Genomic DNA, 19,153 nt, shown 5'->3' with positions numbered 1-19,153 from the left:
CCTCCGAGCGCCGTCGCTTGTTCGACGATCTCACCCCCGCGGTCGGTTGTCATGGTTCGCGAACTTTCGCGGAGGGCAGTAAGGCAGTTACTCTCTGTGATTCATTTCGGGGGCCTGATGCGCACGCGAAAGCCCGACATCCCACTGGTGACCGTCGCCGTGGGATTGCTGCTCGCCGTGGTGCTGTGGGGGGCGTTCTTCACCGACTCGCTGAACTCGACCGGGGCGGGCGCACTCGCCTGGGTGCTGGCCGATTTCGGCTGGCTGTTCGTGGTTGCCGCCGACCTCTTCCTGATCCTGGCGGTCGTGCTCGCGTTCGGCCGGTTCGGCGGGATCCGCCTCGGGAAGGACGACGACACCCCCGAATTCTCCAACCTGGCCTGGATCGCGATGATGTTCAGCGCCGGCATGGGCATCGGCCTCATGTTCTACGGCGTCGCCGAGCCGATCACGCACCTGCTCAGGCCGCCGCCCAGCCTGGGCATCACGCCCGACTCGGCGCAGGCCGCGCGCACCGCGATGGAGTACTCGCTGTTCCACTGGACTCTGCATCCGTGGGCCATCTACGCGATCACGGGTCTGGCCCTGGCCTACTCCACCTTCCGGATGGGCCGGGGCAACCAGTTCAGTGCCGCGTTCACCCCGCTGTTCGGCGGCAGGCCCCGGCCGTACGTGGGGCGGGCGCTGGACCTGCTGGCCGTCCTCGCCACGGTCTTCGGCACCGCCACCAGCCTGGGCCTGGGAGCACTTCAGGTGGAGTACGGGCTCAACGAGCTGTTCGGGTTCAGCGGGCGGAGGCTGGAGGTGATCGTCATCATCGTGCTGACCGCCGCGTTCATCGTCTCGGCGGCGACCGGGGTGCACCGGGGCGTGCAGTGGCTCAGCACCGCCAACATCTACCTGGCCGCCGTGCTCGCCCTGCTCATCTTCGCCTTCGGCCCGACCGTCGCCGTCCTCGACCTGATCCCCGCCTCGATCGGCGGCTACCTGAACGACCTGATCCCGATGGCCTCGCGGACGGGCGCGTTCGTCGACAAGCGGTGGCTCGGTGCCTGGACCATCTTCTACTGGGCGTGGTGGATGTCCTGGGCGCCGTTCGTGGGCGCCTTCATCGCTCGGATCTCCCGGGGGCGGACCATCCGCGAGTTCGTCATCGGCGTCCTGCTCGTCCCGTCCGGTGTCAGCGTGCTCTGGTTCGCGGTCAGCGGCGGCAGCGCCGTATGGCTCCAGCGCACGGGCAGAGCGGATTTCACCGGATCCGTCGCCAAGGGCCCGGAGGCGGCGATGTTCACGCTGCTCGGCCAACTCCCGCTGACCACGCTCACCACCGTGATCACCGTGCTCCTCGTCGCGCTCTACTTCGTCAGCGGCGCGGACGCGGCCTCGCTGGTGCTCGGCTCGCTGTGCAGCGGGGGCTCGCTCCACCCGTCCCGGCTGCTGGTGACGATGTGGGGCGTGCTGGTCGGCGCGATCGCCCTGGTGCTCCTGCTGGCCGGCGGACTGGAAGGACTGCAGCAGGCCACGATCCTGGTCGCGCTGCCATTCGTGGTCGTCATGCTCCTGCTCTGCGTGGCGCTCGTGAAAGAGCTGCGTCAGGATCCCGGGGGGAGACCGGGGCCCCGTGCCCACCCCTCCGGCCTGTCGGGGGCCATCCGCCGGGTTTACGGCGGGGACGACACCGAGTGAGACACGCCGTGTCCGTGGCAGGGCTCAGCGACCCTGGCCGGCACCGATCCCCCTGAGCCGGGTGTCCACGACCCGGACGGCGGAGGCACCCGGGGTAATTAGCCTAAAACCGGCATAACGCGGCAAGATGCCCTCTGGTCGGTTGCAGGAGCGGCGGGCCTCGCGACGGCTCCGGGCGGGCCGTGCTGGAAGGGAGCGGCTGATGCCCGTCCTCGACGTGTCGCAGTGGGCGGTGGTCCTGCTCTCCCTGTTCCTCGTCGGCTTCTCCAAGACGGGTGTCTCCGGTGCGGGAACGGTGGCGGTGGCCCTGTTCGCGATCGTCCTGCCCGCCAAACAGTCCACCGGCGTCCTGCTGCCGCTGCTGCTCGTCGGTGACGTGGTCGCCGTGGCCGTCTACCGCAGCCACGCGGACTGGCCGAAGCTGATCAGGCTCTTCCCCTGGGTGGCCGGCGGCGTGGTCGTCGGCGCCCTCGTCGTCCGCTGGGTCGACGACACGCAGATGAAACGGCTCATCGGCGGGATCCTGCTGACGATCCTCGTCGTCCATCTGTGGAACCGGCGCCGCGACCCCGAGGCCTCGCTCGCCCATCACCGGCCGGTGGCCGCCCTGGCGGGGGCCTTCGCCGGCTTCGCCACCATGGCGGCCAACGCGGCAGGACCCATCATGGCCCTGTACCTGCTGGCGGCCGGCCTGCCCGTCCTGGGATTCCTCGGGACCAGCGCCTGGTTCTTCCTCATCCTCAACGCGTTCAAGGTGCCCTTCAGCGTCGCGCTGGGCCTCATCACCCCCGCCACGCTGGCGTTCGGCGCCCTGGTCTTCCCGGCCGTCCTGGCCGGGGCGGCGGCCGGCCGGGTCGTCGTGCGCCGCATCGATCGCAAGCGCTTCGAGCAGGTCACGGTGGCGCTCACGGTTCTCGCGGCGGTGCGCCTGCTCGTCTGAGGCCACGGGGACCGGACCAGGAGGCGCCGACCGGGTATGCGCGGTCTTTCGCGGTGAGAGCCGGTCCCGGTGGATGCACGGCGGTGCCGCGGACCTCCCTCGGGGAGGTCCGCGGCGTGTGGTGCGGCGCCTGACCGGCGGGGACCGACCCCGCGCCGATCAGGCGGGTTCAGGACCTCACGGGTAGGAGACGATCTTGGAAGGGATCGTCGCCGTACCGGAGGCGGGGCCGCCGGTGCCGTTGATCACGTGGTTGACCCGGCCGTTGCCCCCGAGGGAGACGGTGAGCAGGCTGTGGAACTTGACGCCCGGCTTCACCGGAGTCTCGAACCCGTTCTCCACCTCGATCGTCGGGTCGACGTTGAAGTAGACGTAACTGCCGAGCCCCCAGCCCTCGTGGGTGTTGACCGCGGGACCGACCTTGTAGGCCGCCCATCCCTTGGTGCTGCCGTTCATGTAGGCCGCCTGGTTCGGCGGGTCGTACGCCTTCTCGTTCTGGAAGAAGATCGTCCGGCCGCGCTCGCCGTACCACTCGACGTCGTACTTGCGGTAGTGCTCGACGAACAGGCCGGTGGCCAGGACGTCGTCGCCGTTGACGACCAGGCCGGTCTCGGCGGTGTTGACGTTCCAGCCGATGCCGTCGCCGTGGTCGCCGCGCCACAGCCAGGTGTGGTCGATGATCACGTCGTCGCTGTTGACCACGACGCTGGTGGTGGCGTTGCCGGCGAAGGCGCCGCCGATCCGGACGAACACATCCTGCAGCGTGGTCGGATTGGCGGCGTGGTCGGCGCTCGACCCCTGCGGGCCGACCTCGATGAGCACGTCGGACTTCTGGGTGCCCGCGTCGACCAGGAACCCGGCGAGCTTCACGCCGTCCACGTCGGCCACCTTGACCGCGCTGGCGCCGCCGCCCGGGATGATCGTCGCCAGGCCGAGACCCAGGACCACGGTGTTGGCCCGGGTCACGTTGATCGGCTGGCTGAGGTTGTAGATGCCGGGGGTGAGCAGCAGGTGCAGACCCTGGGCGAGCGCGGCGTTGATGGTCGCGGCCGAGTCACCGGGCTTGGCGACGAAGAACTGGCCGAGCGGGAGCGAGGTGCCGGGGGTGGCACCGTTGGCCCAGCTCACACCGCGCGCATCGGTCCGCTTGGACGGGACGAACACGCGGTACTCGTTGCCGGCGAAGTAGAGGTACGGCTTCTCGCGGCTGATCGGGGTGGTGTCCAGCGTGGTGTAGGACTGGTCCGGGAAATTCGTGGCGGGAGCGCCCTGGACTCCGGAGAAGACCATGTTCCACACGCCGTTGACCCAGCCGCCGACGGAGCTGTCCCGGGTGTACCACTGCTGCTGCGAGTACGGGCCGACGGCACCGTCGATCTTGCTGTCGGCGATGTAGCCGCCGCTGGCCCAGCCGTAGCCGGTGGGGGCCAGGTTGAGCGCGCCCTTGATGTGCATGCGGCGGAACGGCGCGGCCTGCGAGACGGCCCACTGGTTGGTGCCGCCGGGGGGCTGCACCGACAGGTTCTCCGTGGAGCGCCAGAAGTTCTGGGTGGCGTTGCCGCCGAACCAGCCCGCGTCGACGGTCACGCCGTTGAGGGTGACGTCGTCGGGGTTCTGGCCCAGGCCGATGATCGAGGTGTAGAACCCGACCTTGGCGTTGACGTTGTAGGTGCCCGGCTTGAACAGGAAGGCATGCCGCCCGGTGCCGAACTGGGCCGACTCCTGCTGGGCGAAGACCGCGTCGAGCTGGCTCTGGATGGTGGCGCTCGACATCGACGGGTCGAAGACGTGGACGTTCGGGCCCAGCGGCCCGCCGCCGGGGATCACCGGACCGTCCGACGTCGTCTGCACGCTGAACTCCCACAGTGAGTATCCGTAACCGGTGGCCCGCGTGACGCCCTGCATTCGGACATACCGGGCGGTGCCGCTCACGTCATGCGACTGGACGCCGCCGGTGGAGCCGGTGACCGACTTCAGGTCGTTCCAGGTGGTGCCATTGACCGACCCCTGGAGCTTGAAGGCGCTCGCGTACGCGGCCTCCCACCTCAGACCGATCTTGCAGACGGTCTGCTCCGAGCCGAGATCCACCTGTACCCACTGCGCGTCGCCGGTCGCGCTGGCCCAGCGGGTCCCGTTGTCGCCGTCGAAGGCGGCGCTCGCCGGGGTTCCGCCGTTCTCGGTCGACGACGCGCCGGCGGGCTTGTTCAGCGCGGCGTTGGTGGTTCCGCACTGTCCCCCGGTTCCCCCGGTGGCACCGAAGACCTGGAACTCCCAGAGGGAGTAGCCGTAGCCGGTGGCCCGCGTGGTGCCGAGCATCCGGACGTACCGGCCGTTGCCGGTGACGTCCCAGGTGTCGGCCCCGCCGTCACCGCCGGTGACGGTCTTCAGGTCCGTCCAGGTGGTCCCGTTCTCGGAAGCCTGGATCTTGTACGCACTGCCGTAGGCGGCTTCCCAGGTGAGCACGACCCTGCTGATGCCGGCTGAGGCTCCCAGATCGACCTGAAGCCATTGGGAGTCGGTGCTCGCGCTGGACCAGCGGGTGCCGGTGTTGCCGTCGACCGCGTTGGCCGGGCCGGTGCCGCCGTTCTCGGAGGATGAGGCTGTCGCGGTCTTGCCCTGCGACAGCAACGTGTCCGCCAGGGCCGGACTGGACGGTACGGCGATCAGAGCCGCTACGACCGCCGAGGCGACCCATAAAGCGGCAGGACGGAACAGACCTCTCATGCGTGTCTCCACAGGGGATCGGGGGGTGGAAGGTCCAACGTCAGGCAGGCGCGACCGGTGGCAGAACGTAAATCAACGCCTTATTTCTTTACTTGATTTAACTTATTGGAAAGATGGCCGTCAAGAGGCGGGGCTTCACTCCTGAGTCGGCCTGGGAGAGCGCCCTCACGTCGGGCGACCCGTCCGAGTGCGACGGTGTTCCGCACGGGACCTTACGGCCGGTCGCGCTTCTTCCGGGACGGCATGGCCGGAGGCGTCGGGCCGGAGGTCACTTGGGCGGGAGCGTCCACGTCACGGTGCGGGTCAAGGTCCCGTAGGTGTCGTAGGACCTGGCCCATCCCAGGGTTTCGAACCGCCCGTTCTCCTGGTTGATCCACTTGTCTTCCCGGTTGAAGTTGTAGCGGTCATAGGCGTGGACGGTGACCTCCATGGTCGCCTGATCGCCGTTGACCTTGACGTCGGAACTGCCCCAGATCGAGTGGCGGCCGAGTGCGAACTCCCAGTTCTTGGTCGCGCTGTCGGTGACCTTCGCCGGCTCACCCGTCATCTGGAAGTCCCGGTGGCCGGTCTCCCGGTAGAGGCGCTCGGCGTTCTCCTGGGCTCGGCGTATCTCCGCGTCGACGGCCTCACGGACCGCCTTGTCCTCGTGGTAGGCCTTGTCGTAGTCGATCCGGTAGTCGCTGCCGGAGCCGTCCAGGTAATGCTTGAAGGTGGCCGCCGCCTCGTCGTAACCGGGCATCGCCTCCTCGCCCTGCAGCAGCGCCTGCCATTTGTACCAGAGCGCGTAGTCCCCGGAAGAGGGCCGCGCGTCGGGATCGTACGGCCAGGGATCGTCGTAGGGAATGCCGGGATCCCGGGGCGGGCCGAGGTCGTACTTCCCGTCCCGCGGGCCCTCCTCCGGAGGCTGCGGCGGTGGATGCGGGTGCGCTGCCGGCCGCTGTTCCATCATCCAGGTGACACCCGAAGCCGTCGCGGCCACGCCTGCGGGCCCGAGCGCCCTGCGGAGACGTGAGCCTTTCGCGGCTGTTGCGAAGGTGGGGGCCTTGGCGCCGAGCAGGCGGCGCAGGCGGGTCTCCACGGCGCGGATGAGTTTTTGGCCGAAGTATCGTTCGAGTTTGTGGCGCAGGGTCGCCATGGCTTTCCTGGCGAAGAGGCGCAGGGCCGCGATGAAGCTCCGGGCCTGGAGTGCGGCGAGGCCGCCGGAGATCACGGCCATGGTCATGGCCCAGGCGACGGCGATCAGGGCGTAGGTCGCGAGGAGTTTCAGCAGGAGCTTGACGATGGTGATGACCTTGGCGAACAGGTCGTGGCCGTCGGCCAGGGCGTGCAGGGAGGTCGCGAGGTTCTGCAGGTGGCCGGTCTGCTGGTCGTCGCCTTGGTAGTCGGCCCAGTGGTCGTTGAGCTCGTCGATGTGGTCGCCGGAGTTCTTCGCGGCGGCGTGTGCGACGGCGCCGTTGGCCGTGGGGTTCACCTCGCCGTCGAGGGCGGTGGCGCAGGTGCGGAGGGCCGCCCCGCACGCGTGGAGGTGGTCTTCGTCCTCTGGCGGCCATTCCACGCCGAGTAGGCCGAACGGGGCCTCCAGCTGAGCCGGGAGGGTCACCGCCATCGTGTCAGGCCGTATGGGGGTTGCTTGCCGGGACGATGGCCTGGACGGTGTCCTGGACGTCGAGCTCGTTCACGCGCATGTTATGCGCCATCATCTGGACGCCTTCCCCGGTCAGGTGGAGGTTGCCGTGAAGCTGTCCACAGGCCTGATGGAGCAGTTCGGTGAGCTGGTCCATGGCCTGGCCGGTGGCGCTGCCGCCCCATGCCGTTCCCCCGGTGCCGTGGACGACCGCGAGCAGGTTGCCGGTGTGCCGCTGAAACAGGGCGGCGGTGTCCAGCAGGTGCCGTCCCGCCTCGTTCAGCGATGTGTGGTCGAACCGGAGTTCCGCACTCACTGTCCATCTCCTGCGGCAATGATCCATCTTTACGGATGGGACTTTATCGGACCTTGGTATTCGGCGGTATGTATTCAGATCGAGCTCGTCCGGAATGTGATCGCTGTACGGGACGCCGCCGGGTGTGACATGTCGGGCCGTCGCCGTTTCCTCTCGTCCGCCGTGGTGATCGCGCTCACTGCGACCGCCCTGCGGATCGCCGACGTCGACCGTCCGGGATCGCGGCTGTCCGGTCGTGTCCTGGCTCGATGGTGAGCCTGTGTCCGGATGCCGGATGCCGGCAAGAATGGTGATCTTGCGGACGATGCCTTTTGGTGTAACCCTGTACCGATATCTGGAACCAAGGAAGGCACTCATGGCCCGGGAACCTGACGGCCGGACGAGGCCCGCACCGATCAGCAGCTCCGATCTGTGGGATCTGAGGTCCGATCCGGCACGGCTGGAGATGCTCGCCGGCACCTGGCGGAGTCTGGGGGCCAAGGCGGGCGCCGCGGAGGGCAGGGTCAACACCGCCGCGCAGAACGTGTTCTCCAACGAACACTGGACGGGCGAGACCGCCGACGCGTTCAACGACTACCGCAAGAAGCTGACCGCCGATGTCGAGCTGTTCGGCACGTGGGCGACCAACATCGCCGACACGCTCGACATCACGGCCACCACGCTGCGCGTGCAGCAAGGACTCCTCGACGAGGAGCGCCGGAAACTCAGCGCGGTGCCGGTGACCACGGATCTCGCGGGTGTGACCTTCCGCCCGAAGGACGCCGAGCAGTCGAGCCTGGTCAGCGGGGCGATCTCCGCGGCGACGGAGATCCGCACACGGGTGGACGGGGTGCTTGAGGAGAAGCGGCAGGACCTCACGTTCTTCCAGGAGCAGTTCGACCTGATAGCCAAGCAGTGGAAGCCCCGTACGGTGCGCCTGCTGAATCTCAATGTCGGCCAGGGGGCCGGCAACTCTCCGGGCGACTCCGCCGGCACGGACTCCGGCGGGGACATCTCCAAGATCGCGCAGGTGGTCGCCGACCAGAAGGCGGACATCGCCACCGTGCAGGAGGTCTTCAAGCACGACATGTTCGACCTCGAGGAGGAGCTCGAAAGCCGCACCGGGGACAACTGGGACGTCAGATTCGAAGAGGCGAGCAAGAAGTACCACGCCAGCGACGACGTGCCCATCCTCGGGGACGTCATCAACGCGCCGTTCGGCAATGCCGTGCTCGTCCGCGAAGGCGACGTCATCGAGGGCACGGGGGACAGCGAGCGGATCAAGCTCGACGTCGACGGCGGAGACATCACCCTTCCGGCCAACACGCCGGGGGCGGGCGACACGAAGATCGACGACGGCGAGGGACGGTCCGCGGCCATGGCGGAGGTCAACATCAGGCCGAGGTGAGCGGCTACCAGTTCGGGATCTCCACGTCGACCTGCTGGCCGTCGTGGTCGGAGGTGGCCCCGTCCACCAGGACGGGCTGCCCGTTCATGGTGAGGCCCGGCGAGCCGGTCACGTGGTCGATGCGGGTGCCCGAGGGTGAGGTGCCGACGACCTTCCCGTCCTCGTTGGCCGCGCCCGAGTAGACCGTGTAGCCCTCTTCCTTGAGGTCGTGGATGGCATCGGCGGAGGAGGTGTTCTTCGGGTTGTCGCCGTTGTTCGTCACGATGTTGAGGTCGGCGCCCAGCAGTGACGGGCCGCGGTTCATGGCGTCGTGGAGCTTGTCGATCTGACCGGTCCGCACGAAGTCGTCGTATTTGTGCAGGCCATGACTGTGCACGTGGGCGCTGTAGACGTCGAAGCCCTTGGCGGCGCCGGCGAAGAGACGGTCGGCGATATCGTCGTCCAGCTCCCTGAAAGCGGTGACGACCTTGCGGAGCCGTCCCTGGTCCGCGTCGAGCACTCCGATGAGGATCTCCGCCAGGCCGTCGGCCGCCGCCTGCAGATCCGCGTGCGCGGACCCCGCCGAGGTGGCCTTGCCGGTGTTGCCGAACGCGTTGGAGCCGGGCACGCTCGGCACCGGCACGTAGGTGACGGCTCCGGGGCCTCCCGCAAGGGCGGTGCGGCCCTGCTCCACGGCCTTGCGGGCCTCGTCCACCTGGTCGGCCAGCTCGCTGACCGCGCTGAACCTCATGCTTGGCTCGACATCCATGGTCGCCGAGCCTAGCCCCGTCTTAGCGGCCTCATCAAGGGACATCCCCACCAAAGGATCTTGTTTCACGAAGGGGTTCTCCGGGCGGCACGGCGGTGCGGTCGAGAGGCAGGTGGCCGGCGGTCCGCGGCCGGAACGCGGGTGTAGCGTTTCCGGATGACCGTGCTGCTCCCCGGTGTCGCGCTCACCGACCACGTCTTCACCGTCCCCCTCGACCACGCCGATCCCGGCGGCCGGACGATGGAGGTCTTCGCGCGCGAGGCGGTGGACCCGGCCAAGCAGGACCGGGAGCTGCCGTGGCTGCTCTTCCTGCAGGGCGGCCCCGGAGACAAGTCGCCGAGGCCGAAGGCGGCCGATGGCTGGCTGGGGCACGCGCTCAGGACGCACCGGGTGCTCCTGCTCGACCAGCGGGGAACCGGCCGGAGCACCCCCGTCACCGCCGGGACGCCGACCGGTACGGACCCGGAACTGGCCGCCTACCTCCGGCGCTTCCGCGCCGACTCGATCGTGGCCGACGCCGAGCTGATCCGGCGCGAGCTCTGCGGCGACCGGCCCTGGGAGACGCTCGGTCAGAGCTACGGCGGGTTCATCACGCTGACCTATCTGTCCCGGGCCCCCGAAGGGCTCAGGGCCTGCTACGTGACGGGTGGCCTGCCGGGGCTGGACGCCTCCGCCGACGAGGTCTACTCCCGCACCTACCCCCGGGTCCGCGGCAAGGTGGACCGCTACTTCGCCCGCTATCCCGGTGACGACGCCCGTCTGAACACGGTGGCCGAGCGGCTGCGCCGCGAGGAGACCCTGCTGCCCGACGGCGACACGCTGACCGTCCGGCGCCTGCAGACGCTGGGCCGGTGCCTGGGCATGAGCGACGGCGCGGAGTATCTGCACTGGCTGCTGGAGACCGCCTGGAGCGGGGAGCGACTCTCCGACCTGTTCCTGTACGAGGTCATGATGGCCACCGGATTCGTCGGCAACCCGCTCTACGCGGTGCTGCACGAGTCGATCTACGCCCAGGGCGGGCCCACCGGGTGGGCCGCCGACCGGCTGCTGCCCGAGGAGTTCGACCCAGACGCGGACCCGCTGCTCCCCGTCGGGGAGATGATCTACCCCTGGATGTTCGACGAGATCGCGGCCCTGCGCCCCTTCAAGGGCGCCGCCGACATCCTCGCCGCCGATGACACCTGGCCCGACCTCTACGACCCGGTACGGCTGGCCGCCAACCGGGTCCCGGTCGCCGCCGCCGTCTACTACGACGACATGTACGTCGACGAGGACCTGTCCACCCGGACCGCGCGCACGGTCGGCAACGTGCGGACCTGGGTGACCAACGAGTGGGAGCACGACGGCGTCCGCGTCTCCGGCGGGCAGGTGCTGGCCCGCCTGATGGACACGGTCGGCGGGGCGCACGGCTCCTGAACGCCCCCGCTCCTACCCGGATGATCGGACGTGGGGGTGGTTCAGGGGGCGGGGATCTCGGTCAGCGGCAGCCGTACCTGGAAGCGGGTGTCGCCGGGCGCCGACTCCATGCGCAGGTCGCCGCCGTGCCGGCCGGCGACGATGCGGAAGGAGATGTCCAGACCCAGGCCGGTGCCCTCACCGACGGCCTTCGTGGTGAAGAACGGTTCGAAGATCCGCTCGCGTAGCTGCTCGGGGACGCCGGGACCGGTGTCGCAGATCTCGATCAGAGCCGTGGTGTCGTGTTCCAGGCGGGTGCGGACGGTCAGTATGCCGGTGCCCTCCATCGCGTCCAGCGCGTTGTGGATCAGGTTGGTCCACACCTGGTTGAGCTCTCCGGCGTAGCCGGGGATCGGCGGCAGCTCGGGGTCGTAGTCGGTGGCCAGGCTGATCCCGGGCGGGATCTTGCCCCGGAACATGGTGAGCGTGCTGTCCAGCAGCTCCCGGACGTCCACCGTCTGGTACGGCGCGCGGTCCATCTGGGAGTACTGCTTGGCGGAGGCGAGCAGCGAGGAGATCCGCTCGGTCGCGTCGGTCACCTCGTTCAGCATCTGGTTGATCTCGATGGCCGCGGCGAGCCAGTGCGTGGCCCCGGACAGGTGCTCCTCGCCGACGGCCTCGCGGACCTTCTCCATCCCAGTGGCCGTGAACCCGGCGGCCACCAGCGGCGGCGCGAGCTCCCAGCCGTCGGCCACCCCGGCCTCCTCCAACGCGTCGCCCAGCTCGTCCTCGGCGTCGGAGATCTCCAGCGGGGACCGCGAGGGCAGGGCCGCGGTCTTGTCCGTGCAGCCTTCCTGCAGGTCGATCAGCGCGCGCAGCTGTCCGGCCGAGATGCCGTCCTCGGCCAGCGCGGCGAGCTGCCGTCGGGCCGTCCGGATCTTGTCCCGCAGCTCGCCCACGGCCCGTACGGCGGACGCGGCCGGATTGTTCAGCTCGTGGGTGAGCCCCGCGGTGATCGTGCCGAGCGCGGTCAGCCGCTGCCGCCGGTCGATGAGCTCACGCTGGGCCAGCCCGCCGAGCCGCACCCCGTCGAGCAGGTGCACCGCCATCGGGAACCACTCGCCGACCATCATCCCGTACTTCTTGGCGGGGAGCACGAAGAGCCGCGAGGGCTTGGTCGCGCGCAGCGAGTGGCCGTAGGTCTCCGGGGCGCGGTCGCCCAGGTACGCGGAGGTCGCCCCGGCGTAGACCCCGCGCTGGGCGGTGGGGCTCATGGCGACCGGCCCGGAGGGGGTCTCGGTGATCATGACGATCTCACCGTCGATGAGCACGAAGAAGCACGCGGCCGGGTCGCCCTGGCGCAGGATCAGCTCGCCCGCGTCGAAGTCGCGCTCCTCGCCGTGGGCGGCCAGCCATTCCAGCTGCCCCTCGTCGAGCTTCTCGAAGAGGAACAGCTCACGAAGAACATCCGTACTGATCACACGGCCTCCTCCGTCTCTCGGGGTCCAGGCGCGGTGCCCGGCGGGGCGCCGGCTCGGCTCGGTCATGCCTTCTCCAGGTAGCGGTGGACGAGTGCCACGGCCATCGCCCCTTCGCCGACCGCGGAGGCGACCCGCTTGATCGAGTCGGCACGCACGTCCCCGGCGGCGAAGACCCCGGGCACGTTGGTCTCCAGGTGGTACGGCTCGCGGCGGAGCGGCCAGTTACGGGGGCGGTTCTCGGTGGCGGTCAGATCGGGGCCGGTGATGACGAAGCCCTTGGCGTCACGCTCGATCGTGTCACCGAGCCAGTCGGTGAACGGTTCGGCGCCGATGAAGACGAACACCCACTCGGTGTCGACCGTCCGCTCGCCGTCCGGTCCCTTCAGGGTGAGCCGGTTCAGGTGGTCGTCGCCCTCCGCGCCGACCACCTGGGTGCCGGTGTGCAGCTCGATGTTCGGAATGTTCGAGATCTGCTCGATCAGGTAGTGCGACATGGACTTCTCCAGCCCGTCGCTCCGGACGATCAGATGGACCTTGCTGGCGAAGCCGGAGAGGTAGACCGCGCCCTGCCCGGCGGAGTTGGCGGCGCCGACGATGTAGACCTCGCAGCCCCTGCACTCGGGCGCCTCGGTCACGGCGGCACCGTAGTAGGTCCCCCGGCCCACGAAGTCGTCCAGACCGGGAGCGGACAGCCGCCGATAGGAGACACCGGTGGCGATGATCACGGTGTGCGCGGCGATGCTGCCGCCGTCGGCGAAACCGACCACCCGGGCCTGACCCCTGACCTCCAGGCTGGTGACCTTGCGGGTCGTGAGCAGCTCGGCGCCGAATTTCAGCGCCTGGCGGCGGGCGCGGTCGGCGAGCTGGGAGCCGGAGACGCCGTCGGGGAAGCCCAGGTAGTTCTCGATGCGGGAGCTCTGGCCGGCCTGCCCGCCGGAGGCGTGCTGCTCGACCATCACGGTGCGCAGCCCCTCCGACGCTCCGTAGACCGCCGCGCCCAGCCCGCCGGGGCCGCCGCCGATGACGATCAGGTCGTAGAAGTCGGTGGCCGGGGCGGTGGACAGGCCGACGGCGCCCGCGAGTTCGGAGGTGCTGGGGGCGGTGAGCATCGTGCCGTCGGCGGTGATGACCAGCGGCAGCCTGGCCGGGCTGATCTCGCCTTCCTCGCCGGCGGCGGCGAGGAGCTGCGCACCCTCGGGATCCTCGGCCAGCATCCAGCGGTAGGGCACCTGGTTGCGGGACAGGAAGTCGCGGATCTTGTAGGACCTGGCCGACCAGCGTGCTCCCACCACGCGCAGCTCGTCGGATTCGCGCCGCTCGACCCGGTGCCAGGCGTCGAGCAGGTCGTCCAGGACCGGGTAGAACTTCTCCTCCGGAGGGTCCCACGGCTTGAGCATGTAGTGGTCGAGGTCGACCACGTTGATCGCCTGGATCGCCGCGTCGGTGTCGGCGTAGGCGGTGAGCAGCACCCGGCGGGCGTACGGATACAGATCCATGGCCTGCTCCAGGAACTCCACGCCGTTCATCTGGGGCATCCGGTAGTCGGCGAGGATGGCCGCGACGTCGTCGCCGCGCAGCCGGAGCTGACGGACGCTGTCCATCCCCTCGACCGCGGTGTCGGCCCGGACGATGCGGTAGGCGTGGCCGTAACGGCGTCGTAGGTCGCGCGCCACGGAGCGTGAGACGCCCGGGTCGTCGTCGACCGTCATGATGACCGGCTTGTCCATGACCTGCTTCCCCCTGGTATGGAGACAACCTCTCTCGAAGGATGTCACATCAGCTCAAATGTCTCGGATCACCCTGCTGGAAGGACCGGGGCAGGGCACCCGGCGGCGCGGAGCAGGGCGGCCGGGCGGCCGTGGCCGGCGCGCAGCCGGGTGAACTCCGGATCGCTGGTCCAGAATTCACGCAGCGACTCGTGTCCCACCCGGTCGGCGATGATCTGCAGGGCGATGTCGTGCCTGATGTACTCCACCGCCATCAGGACCACGGCCGGGTCCTCGGTGTAGACGCCCCAGGCCGATCCGCCCACGAAGCCGCCGATCAGAGCCTCGCGCCGGTCGCCGGCGACGACCAGGAGGCGGCAGCCCAGGTCCTCCATGATCACATCGGGGGTGGAGAACCGGTGCTCGTACAGGTGCCCCACCACTTCCTGGGCAGGGCCGAAGTGCATCATGGAAGCGTCGACACCGCGCTCGACCGCCTGTCTGACCAGCGGTGAGAGCCGTCTCATCTCCTCGGGCCAGATCGACAGGAACAGGTCGGTACGCGAGGCGGCCACCACGTCCTCGGCCCGGGCGAGCAGCGCCTCGGCGTCCTTGAGATTGTGGATCAGATGAGCCTCGGGCGGCGCCACGATCGTGGGCAGCGAGGCCTGCAGCGACTCGATCGAGTCGTCGAACTCCCGGCGCATCCGCTCCAGCAGCGACCGGGGCGGCAGCGGCAGATAGTCGGTGGCGTCCTCGATTCCCCGCACCTCGTAGGCCGCGCCCTTGGCGACCAGCTTGCCCAGGGTCTCGTAGACCGTGCTGCGCGGCACCCCCGAGCGCTTGGCGACCTCGTATCCGTTGAGCGGCTGCCCGGAGCCGACCAGCGTGACATAGGCCTTGGCCTCGTAACCTGACATGCCCAGGCGCTGCAACTGTTCCACTACGTCCCGCATCGCAGTCATCGTACGGCGCGCGACGGCATATTTGTGTTGTCCTAAAGCGCCTAATTTATGTTTGTATTTACCGGCCTGAAGTTGAGCCGGTGATCCGGCCGCCATGGACCGGCCCGCCCGGTGTCGGGCGCTTTCCGCCGGTCTCCGTGGAAACCGGATCGGATCTGTCGCGCACGACCGGGCGGTCGGAGTGAAACCGCATGACGGAGGCCGTGACCACCCCCGGCAGGGTGGTCACGGCCTCCGTCGTACCGGATCAGACCTGGCCGGCCTTCTCCAGGGCGGCGCAGCAGGTGCCCACGATGAGGCGGGTCACCTGGTAAGGGTCGACGTTGGCGTTGGGGCGACGGTCCTCGATGTAGCCCTTCTTCTCCACCTCGACCTGCCACGGGATGCGGACCGAGGCGCCGCGGTCGGAGACGCCGTAGCTGAACTCGTTCCACGGGGCGGTCTCGTGGTGACCGGTGAGACGGTCCTCGATGTCGGCGCCGTAGTACTTGACGTGCTCCGCGGCGTTCGTGGCGAGGGCCTCGCAGGCGGTGATGATCGGGTCGTAGCCCTCGCGCATCGCCTTGGTGGAGAAGTTGGTGTGCGCGCCGGCGCCGTTCCAGTCGCCCTTGACCGGCTTGGCGTCAAGCGTGGCGGCGACGTTGAAGTCCTCGGCGACGCGGTAGAGCAGCCAGCGGGCGACCCACATGTGGTCGGAGACCTCCACCGGGCCCGCCGGGCCAACCTGGAACTCCCACTGACCGGGCATGACCTCGGCGTTGATGCCGGAGATCGCCAGGCCGGCCTCAAGGCAGAGGTCGAGGTGCTTTTCGACGATCTCGCGGCCGAAGACCTCGTCGGCGCCGACGCCGCAGTAGTAGCCACCCTGCGGGGCGGGGAAGCCGCCGAGCGGGAAACCCAGCGGGCGGCCCTCCTTGAAGAAGGTGTACTCCTGCTCGATGCCGAACCACGACTCCTGGTCGGCGAACTTCTCGGCCACCTCGACGAGCGCGGCGCGGGTGTTGCTGGCGTGCGGGGTCATGTCGATGTCGAGGACCTCGCAGAGCACCAGCACGTTGCTGCCGCCGCGGATCGGGTCCGGGCAGGTGAACACCGGCTTGAGCACGCGGTCGGAGGAGGAGCCGTCGGCCTGGTTGGTGCTGGATCCGTCGAAACCCCAGATCGGGAGTTCGGCGCCGTCGGCCAGGACCCTGGTCTTCGAACGGAGCTTGGCGGTCGGCTTGGTGCCGTCGATCCAGATGTATTCAGCCTTGAAGGTCATCGGCGGAGTCCTTGAGAGGGAGAGGTTCGCTGCTCCTCCAGAGTCGCAAGTCGCGATTTCGCATCTGTTGCCCGAATGTGAACAGGACGTTACCCGTGCCCGTTTGGCCAGGCAGGGATGGCGGAAAAGTTCGCACATCTCTTTTCCGCAGGTGTGAGCCGCCCGGCCGGCCTCGGTTCGGCGAGGTCACTCCCCGGAGTCGTCGAGGAGGTGCGCCGAGGCGGATTCGTGGGCGAGGCGGCGCAGGATGTCGAGGATCCGGCCCCTCACCACGGTGCCGATGACCAGGGCCTCGACCGCGGCCTCGCGGGGGCCCCGCAGCGGGATGGTGCCGATCTCGTGCTCGACGAGGTCGACGGCGGTCTGCACGTAGGGGCGCAGGGACTCGCCGGAGGCGGGCATGCCGAGCCGGTCGAGGGTGAGGAGGGCCTGGGCCAGCTCGTCGCGGGTGGGGGCGTCGGGGTGTATCCGCCAGCCGAGGTCGGCGATCAGGTCGTCGGCCTTGATGCGGGCGCGCCGCCAGTCCTCGTCGCCGGGGTGGGGTTCGACCGCCGGGGCGATGGCGTAGTGGGCGGTGCCGAGCACCTCGTGCATGCCCAGGCTCTCGTCGTCCACGGCGGCGATCACCTGCTGGATGGCCGCGATGGGCAGCCGGCCGACCTCCAGCAGTGCGCGGATCAGCCGCAGCCGGCGCACATGGCTCTCGCCGTACTCCGCCCGGGTGGCCGACGTCTGCTCCCCCGCGGGGAGCAGGCCTTCGCGCAGGTAGTACTTGATCGTGGGGATGGGGACGCCCGACGCGGTGCTGAGCTGGGATATCCGCATCCTTAGATAGTACAACTAGCCAATAGGGGGCCGGTGCGAGCCCGCCGGTCAGGGCACTCGGGCGACCGCGCCGAGAATGCTGGGCAGGGTGAAGTCGATCGTGACGTCCTCCTCGGGCTCCGGGCGCCAGGCCTCGACCGGGACGATCCCGGGAGTCAGGACCTCCAGGCCTTCCAGGTAGGCGGCGAGTTCGGCGGGCCCGCGCGAGGTGATCGATCCGGCGGTGGTGGAGCGGTAGACCCTGTCGGCTCTGGCGTGCGCCTCCTCGCTGGACCGGCCGGCGAAGGCATGGGAGATCACCAGATGGCTGCCGGAGGGCAGCACCTCCCGCACCGAGGCGACGATCTGGTCGGCGACGGCGTCGTCCGGGACGAAGTGCAGCATCGCCAGCAGGATCAGGGCCACCGGTTCGTCGAAGTCGATGCTCGCGCGGATCTCGGGGCTGTCGAGCAGGGCCTTGGGTTCCCGCATGTCTCCCGGGACCACGATGGTGTACGGGTTGTCGCTCAGCAGGGCCCGGCCGTGGGCCAGGACGATCGGATCGTTGTCCACGTAGGTGACCCGGGCGTCGGGGATGATCCGGTGGGCCACCTGGTGGACGTTCTCCTGCGTGGGCAGTCCGGAGCCGATGTCGAGGAACTGGCGGATGCCCTGGCCGGCGAGCTCGGTCACCGCCCGGCGCAGGAAGACACGGTTGGCCTGGGCCATCATCCGGATACCCGGGACGATCTCGATGAACTTCTCGGCGGCCGCACGGTCGGAGGCGAAGTTGTCCTTGCCGCCGAGGTAGTAGTCGTACATGCGCGCCACGCTCGGAATCGTCGGATCGACTCCCTGCGGTGCCTGCTCCTCGGCCATCGATTCTCCTTTGCCCCGATTCGATGAGATTTATAGAGAATGCTAGAGGATCATGACTGATGTCGGACCTTGCTCGTGCTGCACGGTCCGTTTCCCTGCCGGCCCGTCGTGTGCCGAGCCGGATCCCGCCCGCCGGACCGGTGGCCTCGCGTCGCACGCTCGTGTTCCCGGGGCTTGAACGGCGCGTTCGGCGACGGATCATTGCCAAAAGGGGATGAATGTCAATAACTGACATTAAGCAGCTGTTGAACGACGTTTCTCGCCGATGATCCAACGATTCGGGAGAGAATCGTGCCGGGGGTTGACCGAGAGGGCTCGCTAAGAATAATTTTCATCCAATCATCCAGTGGGTGAAAGGAATACTTGTGGCGGCAGGGGCCCTCGGACGCATCCAGACCGAGACGCCCGCGCTGCCCGAGGCGCTGCGCCGGGTCGGTGAGGCCATCTTGGCCGACCCGGCCGGGGCCGCCCGATCCACGATCATCGCGCTGGCCGAGCGGAGCGGCAGCTCGCCCGCCACCGTCACGCGGTTCTGCCGGTTGTTCGGTTTCACCGGATACGCCGGGCTGCGGGTCGCGCTGGCCACCGAGACCGGCCGCGCCTCGCAGGCCAACTGGGACACCAGCGTCGGCCACGAGATCGGCCCGACCGACCCGCTCGACGCGGCGATCGGCGTGATGGCCGCCGCCGACTCCCGGCTCATCAGGGAGACCGCGGCCCAGCTCGACGCGGGGACCGTCGCCGAGGTCGCCGACGCGATCGTCGCGGCCCGTCGAGTGCTGATCTTCGGGGTCTCCATCAGCGGGGGAGTGGCCGGCATGATCGGCGGACGGCTCCGCAGGATCCGGGTGCCCTGCTGGAGCCACGCCGACGCCCATGAGGCGCTCGCCGACGCGGCACTGCTGGCCGAGGGCGACGTCGCGATCGGGATCTCCCACCAGGGCCGCACCCGCGAGGTGCTGGAGTCGCTCGCCGAGGCCGGGGATCGGGGGGCGCTGACGGTCGCCGTCACCTCCTTCGCCCGGTCGCCGCTGGCCGACCTGGCCGACCTGGTGCTGACCACCGCGAGCCGGGAGACCACCTTCAGGCTGGGTGGCCTGGCCGCCGTCCACTCCCAGCTGTTCGTTCTCGACACCGTCTACGTGGCGGTCGCACAGCGCACCTACGGGCAGACCAACGAGGCGTTCGAGCTGACCATGCGTGCTCTGGAGAGCCACCGCGTAGAGAGGAACTGACC

The 19,153-nt window shown here is 69.1% G+C and carries 16 protein-coding genes; 6 read left to right on the top strand and 10 right to left on the bottom strand.

Going from position 1 to position 19,153, the window contains the following annotated elements; genetic code table 11:
- Positions 1-117: 117 nt before the first annotated feature.
- Together OHA77_RS11140 and OHA77_RS11135 are read left to right on the top strand one after the other, a co-directional pair.
- A complete protein-coding gene (locus OHA77_RS11140; RefSeq protein ID WP_406317882.1) occupies positions 118-1,686 on the top strand; it encodes a BCCT family transporter in 1,569 nt (522 codons plus the stop codon).
- A gap of 202 nt (positions 1,687-1,888) precedes the next feature.
- The gene (locus OHA77_RS11135; RefSeq protein ID WP_406317880.1) at positions 1,889-2,626 is read left to right on the top strand and encodes a sulfite exporter TauE/SafE family protein; all 738 of its coding nucleotides are present in this window, start codon (positions 1,889-1,891) and stop codon (positions 2,624-2,626) included.
- Between the two features lie 177 nt (positions 2,627-2,803).
- Here the strand turns inward: OHA77_RS11135 and OHA77_RS11130 are convergent, their stop codons facing one another.
- The 3 genes from OHA77_RS11130 to OHA77_RS11120 all read right to left on the bottom strand — a co-directional run bounded on the left by OHA77_RS11130 (position 2,804) and on the right by OHA77_RS11120 (position 7,290).
- Positions 2,804-5,350, bottom strand: coding sequence for a discoidin domain-containing protein (locus OHA77_RS11130; protein WP_406317879.1), 2,547 nt, complete (start codon positions 5,348-5,350; stop codon positions 2,804-2,806).
- Between the two features lie 268 nt (positions 5,351-5,618).
- Complete coding sequence (locus OHA77_RS11125) at positions 5,619-6,956, bottom strand: hypothetical protein (RefSeq protein ID WP_406317877.1); 1,338 nt, start codon at positions 6,954-6,956, stop codon at positions 5,619-5,621.
- Positions 6,957-6,960: 4 nt separating this feature from the next.
- On the bottom strand, positions 6,961-7,290 hold the full coding sequence (locus tag OHA77_RS11120; protein WP_406317876.1) for a hypothetical protein: 330 nt from the start codon (positions 7,288-7,290) through the stop codon (positions 6,961-6,963).
- A 96-nt stretch (positions 7,291-7,386) separates the two neighbouring features.
- Here OHA77_RS11120 and OHA77_RS11115 point away from each other — a divergent pair, with 96 nt between their 5' ends.
- Positions 7,387-7,545: a hypothetical protein gene (locus tag OHA77_RS11115; protein ID WP_326820703.1), complete on the top strand. Its 159-nt coding sequence runs from the start codon at positions 7,387-7,389 to the stop codon at positions 7,543-7,545.
- Between the two features lie 100 nt (positions 7,546-7,645).
- Positions 7,646-8,677, top strand: coding sequence for a hypothetical protein (locus tag OHA77_RS11110; protein ID WP_406317875.1), 1,032 nt, complete (start codon positions 7,646-7,648; stop codon positions 8,675-8,677).
- Positions 8,678-8,681: 4 nt separating this feature from the next.
- On the opposite strand, the gene OHA77_RS11105 is transcribed toward OHA77_RS11110, so the two are convergent.
- The gene (locus OHA77_RS11105; RefSeq protein ID WP_406317874.1) at positions 8,682-9,425 is read right to left on the bottom strand and encodes a hypothetical protein; all 744 of its coding nucleotides are present in this window, start codon (positions 9,423-9,425) and stop codon (positions 8,682-8,684) included.
- A gap of 156 nt (positions 9,426-9,581) precedes the next feature.
- Here OHA77_RS11105 and OHA77_RS11100 point away from each other — a divergent pair, with 156 nt between their 5' ends.
- A complete protein-coding gene (locus OHA77_RS11100) occupies positions 9,582-10,841 on the top strand; it encodes an alpha/beta fold hydrolase (protein ID WP_406317873.1) in 1,260 nt (419 codons plus the stop codon).
- 41 nt (positions 10,842-10,882) lie between these two features.
- On the opposite strand, the gene OHA77_RS11095 is transcribed toward OHA77_RS11100, so the two are convergent.
- The 6 genes from OHA77_RS11095 to OHA77_RS11070 form a co-directional block, all read right to left on the bottom strand.
- Entirely contained in the window at positions 10,883-12,301 is a 1,419-nt protein-coding gene (locus OHA77_RS11095; protein WP_406317872.1) for an ATP-binding protein, read from the bottom strand.
- 62 nt (positions 12,302-12,363) lie between these two features.
- The gene (locus tag OHA77_RS11090) at positions 12,364-14,028 is read right to left on the bottom strand and encodes an FAD-dependent oxidoreductase (RefSeq protein WP_406317870.1); all 1,665 of its coding nucleotides are present in this window, start codon (positions 14,026-14,028) and stop codon (positions 12,364-12,366) included.
- Positions 14,029-14,096: 68 nt separating this feature from the next.
- Positions 14,097-14,963, bottom strand: a complete 867-nt coding sequence (locus tag OHA77_RS11085) for a TrmB family transcriptional regulator (RefSeq protein ID WP_406317869.1) — start codon at positions 14,961-14,963, stop codon at positions 14,097-14,099.
- 256 nt (positions 14,964-15,219) lie between these two features.
- Positions 15,220-16,233: a glutamine synthetase gene (gene glnII / locus OHA77_RS11080; protein WP_406317867.1), complete on the bottom strand. Its 1,014-nt coding sequence runs from the start codon at positions 16,231-16,233 to the stop codon at positions 15,220-15,222.
- 186 nt (positions 16,234-16,419) lie between these two features.
- Complete coding sequence (locus OHA77_RS11075) at positions 16,420-17,058, bottom strand: MerR family transcriptional regulator (protein WP_406317866.1); 639 nt, start codon at positions 17,056-17,058, stop codon at positions 16,420-16,422.
- A 48-nt stretch (positions 17,059-17,106) separates the two neighbouring features.
- Positions 17,107-17,916 (bottom strand): SAM-dependent methyltransferase, encoded by an 810-nt coding sequence (locus OHA77_RS11070; protein ID WP_406317865.1) that lies wholly within the window; start codon positions 17,914-17,916, stop codon positions 17,107-17,109.
- 350 nt (positions 17,917-18,266) lie between these two features.
- Here OHA77_RS11070 and OHA77_RS11065 point away from each other — a divergent pair, with 350 nt between their 5' ends.
- Positions 18,267-19,151, top strand: a complete 885-nt coding sequence (locus tag OHA77_RS11065) for a MurR/RpiR family transcriptional regulator (RefSeq protein ID WP_406317863.1) — start codon at positions 18,267-18,269, stop codon at positions 19,149-19,151.
- The last annotated feature ends 2 nt before the right edge of the window (positions 19,152-19,153 follow it).

The organism is Streptosporangium sp. NBC_01639 (assembly GCF_045209755.1).
Classification (GTDB): Bacteria; Actinomycetota; Actinomycetes; order Streptosporangiales; family Streptosporangiaceae; genus Streptosporangium.
The sequence above is the reverse complement of the archived record's forward strand: the minus strand, read 5'-3'. Positions and strand labels throughout refer to the sequence as shown.

Excerpts from the sequence above, each read along its gene's own strand:
- OHA77_RS11140 (WP_406317882.1), top strand. The coding sequence starts at position 118 with ATGCGCACGCGAAAGCCCGACATCCCACTGGTGACCGTCGCCGTGGGA.
- OHA77_RS11135 (WP_406317880.1), top strand. The coding sequence starts at position 1,889 with ATGCCCGTCCTCGACGTGTCGCAGTGGGCGGTGGTCCTGCTCTCCCTG.
- OHA77_RS11130 (WP_406317879.1), bottom strand. The coding sequence starts at position 5,350 with ATGAGAGGTCTGTTCCGTCCTGCCGCTTTATGGGTCGCCTCGGCGGTC.
- OHA77_RS11125 (WP_406317877.1), bottom strand. The coding sequence starts at position 6,956 with ATGGCGGTGACCCTCCCGGCTCAGCTGGAGGCCCCGTTCGGCCTACTC.
- OHA77_RS11110 (WP_406317875.1), top strand. The coding sequence starts at position 7,646 with ATGGCCCGGGAACCTGACGGCCGGACGAGGCCCGCACCGATCAGCAGC.
- OHA77_RS11105 (WP_406317874.1), bottom strand. The coding sequence starts at position 9,425 with ATGGATGTCGAGCCAAGCATGAGGTTCAGCGCGGTCAGCGAGCTGGCC.
- OHA77_RS11100 (WP_406317873.1), top strand. The coding sequence starts at position 9,582 with ATGACCGTGCTGCTCCCCGGTGTCGCGCTCACCGACCACGTCTTCACC.
- OHA77_RS11090 (WP_406317870.1), bottom strand. The coding sequence starts at position 14,028 with ATGGACAAGCCGGTCATCATGACGGTCGACGACGACCCGGGCGTCTCA.
- OHA77_RS11085 (WP_406317869.1), bottom strand. The coding sequence starts at position 14,963 with ATGCGGGACGTAGTGGAACAGTTGCAGCGCCTGGGCATGTCAGGTTAC.
- glnII (WP_406317867.1), bottom strand. The coding sequence starts at position 16,233 with ATGACCTTCAAGGCTGAATACATCTGGATCGACGGCACCAAGCCGACC.
- OHA77_RS11075 (WP_406317866.1), bottom strand. The coding sequence starts at position 17,058 with ATGCGGATATCCCAGCTCAGCACCGCGTCGGGCGTCCCCATCCCCACG.
- OHA77_RS11070 (WP_406317865.1), bottom strand. The coding sequence starts at position 17,916 with ATGGCCGAGGAGCAGGCACCGCAGGGAGTCGATCCGACGATTCCGAGC.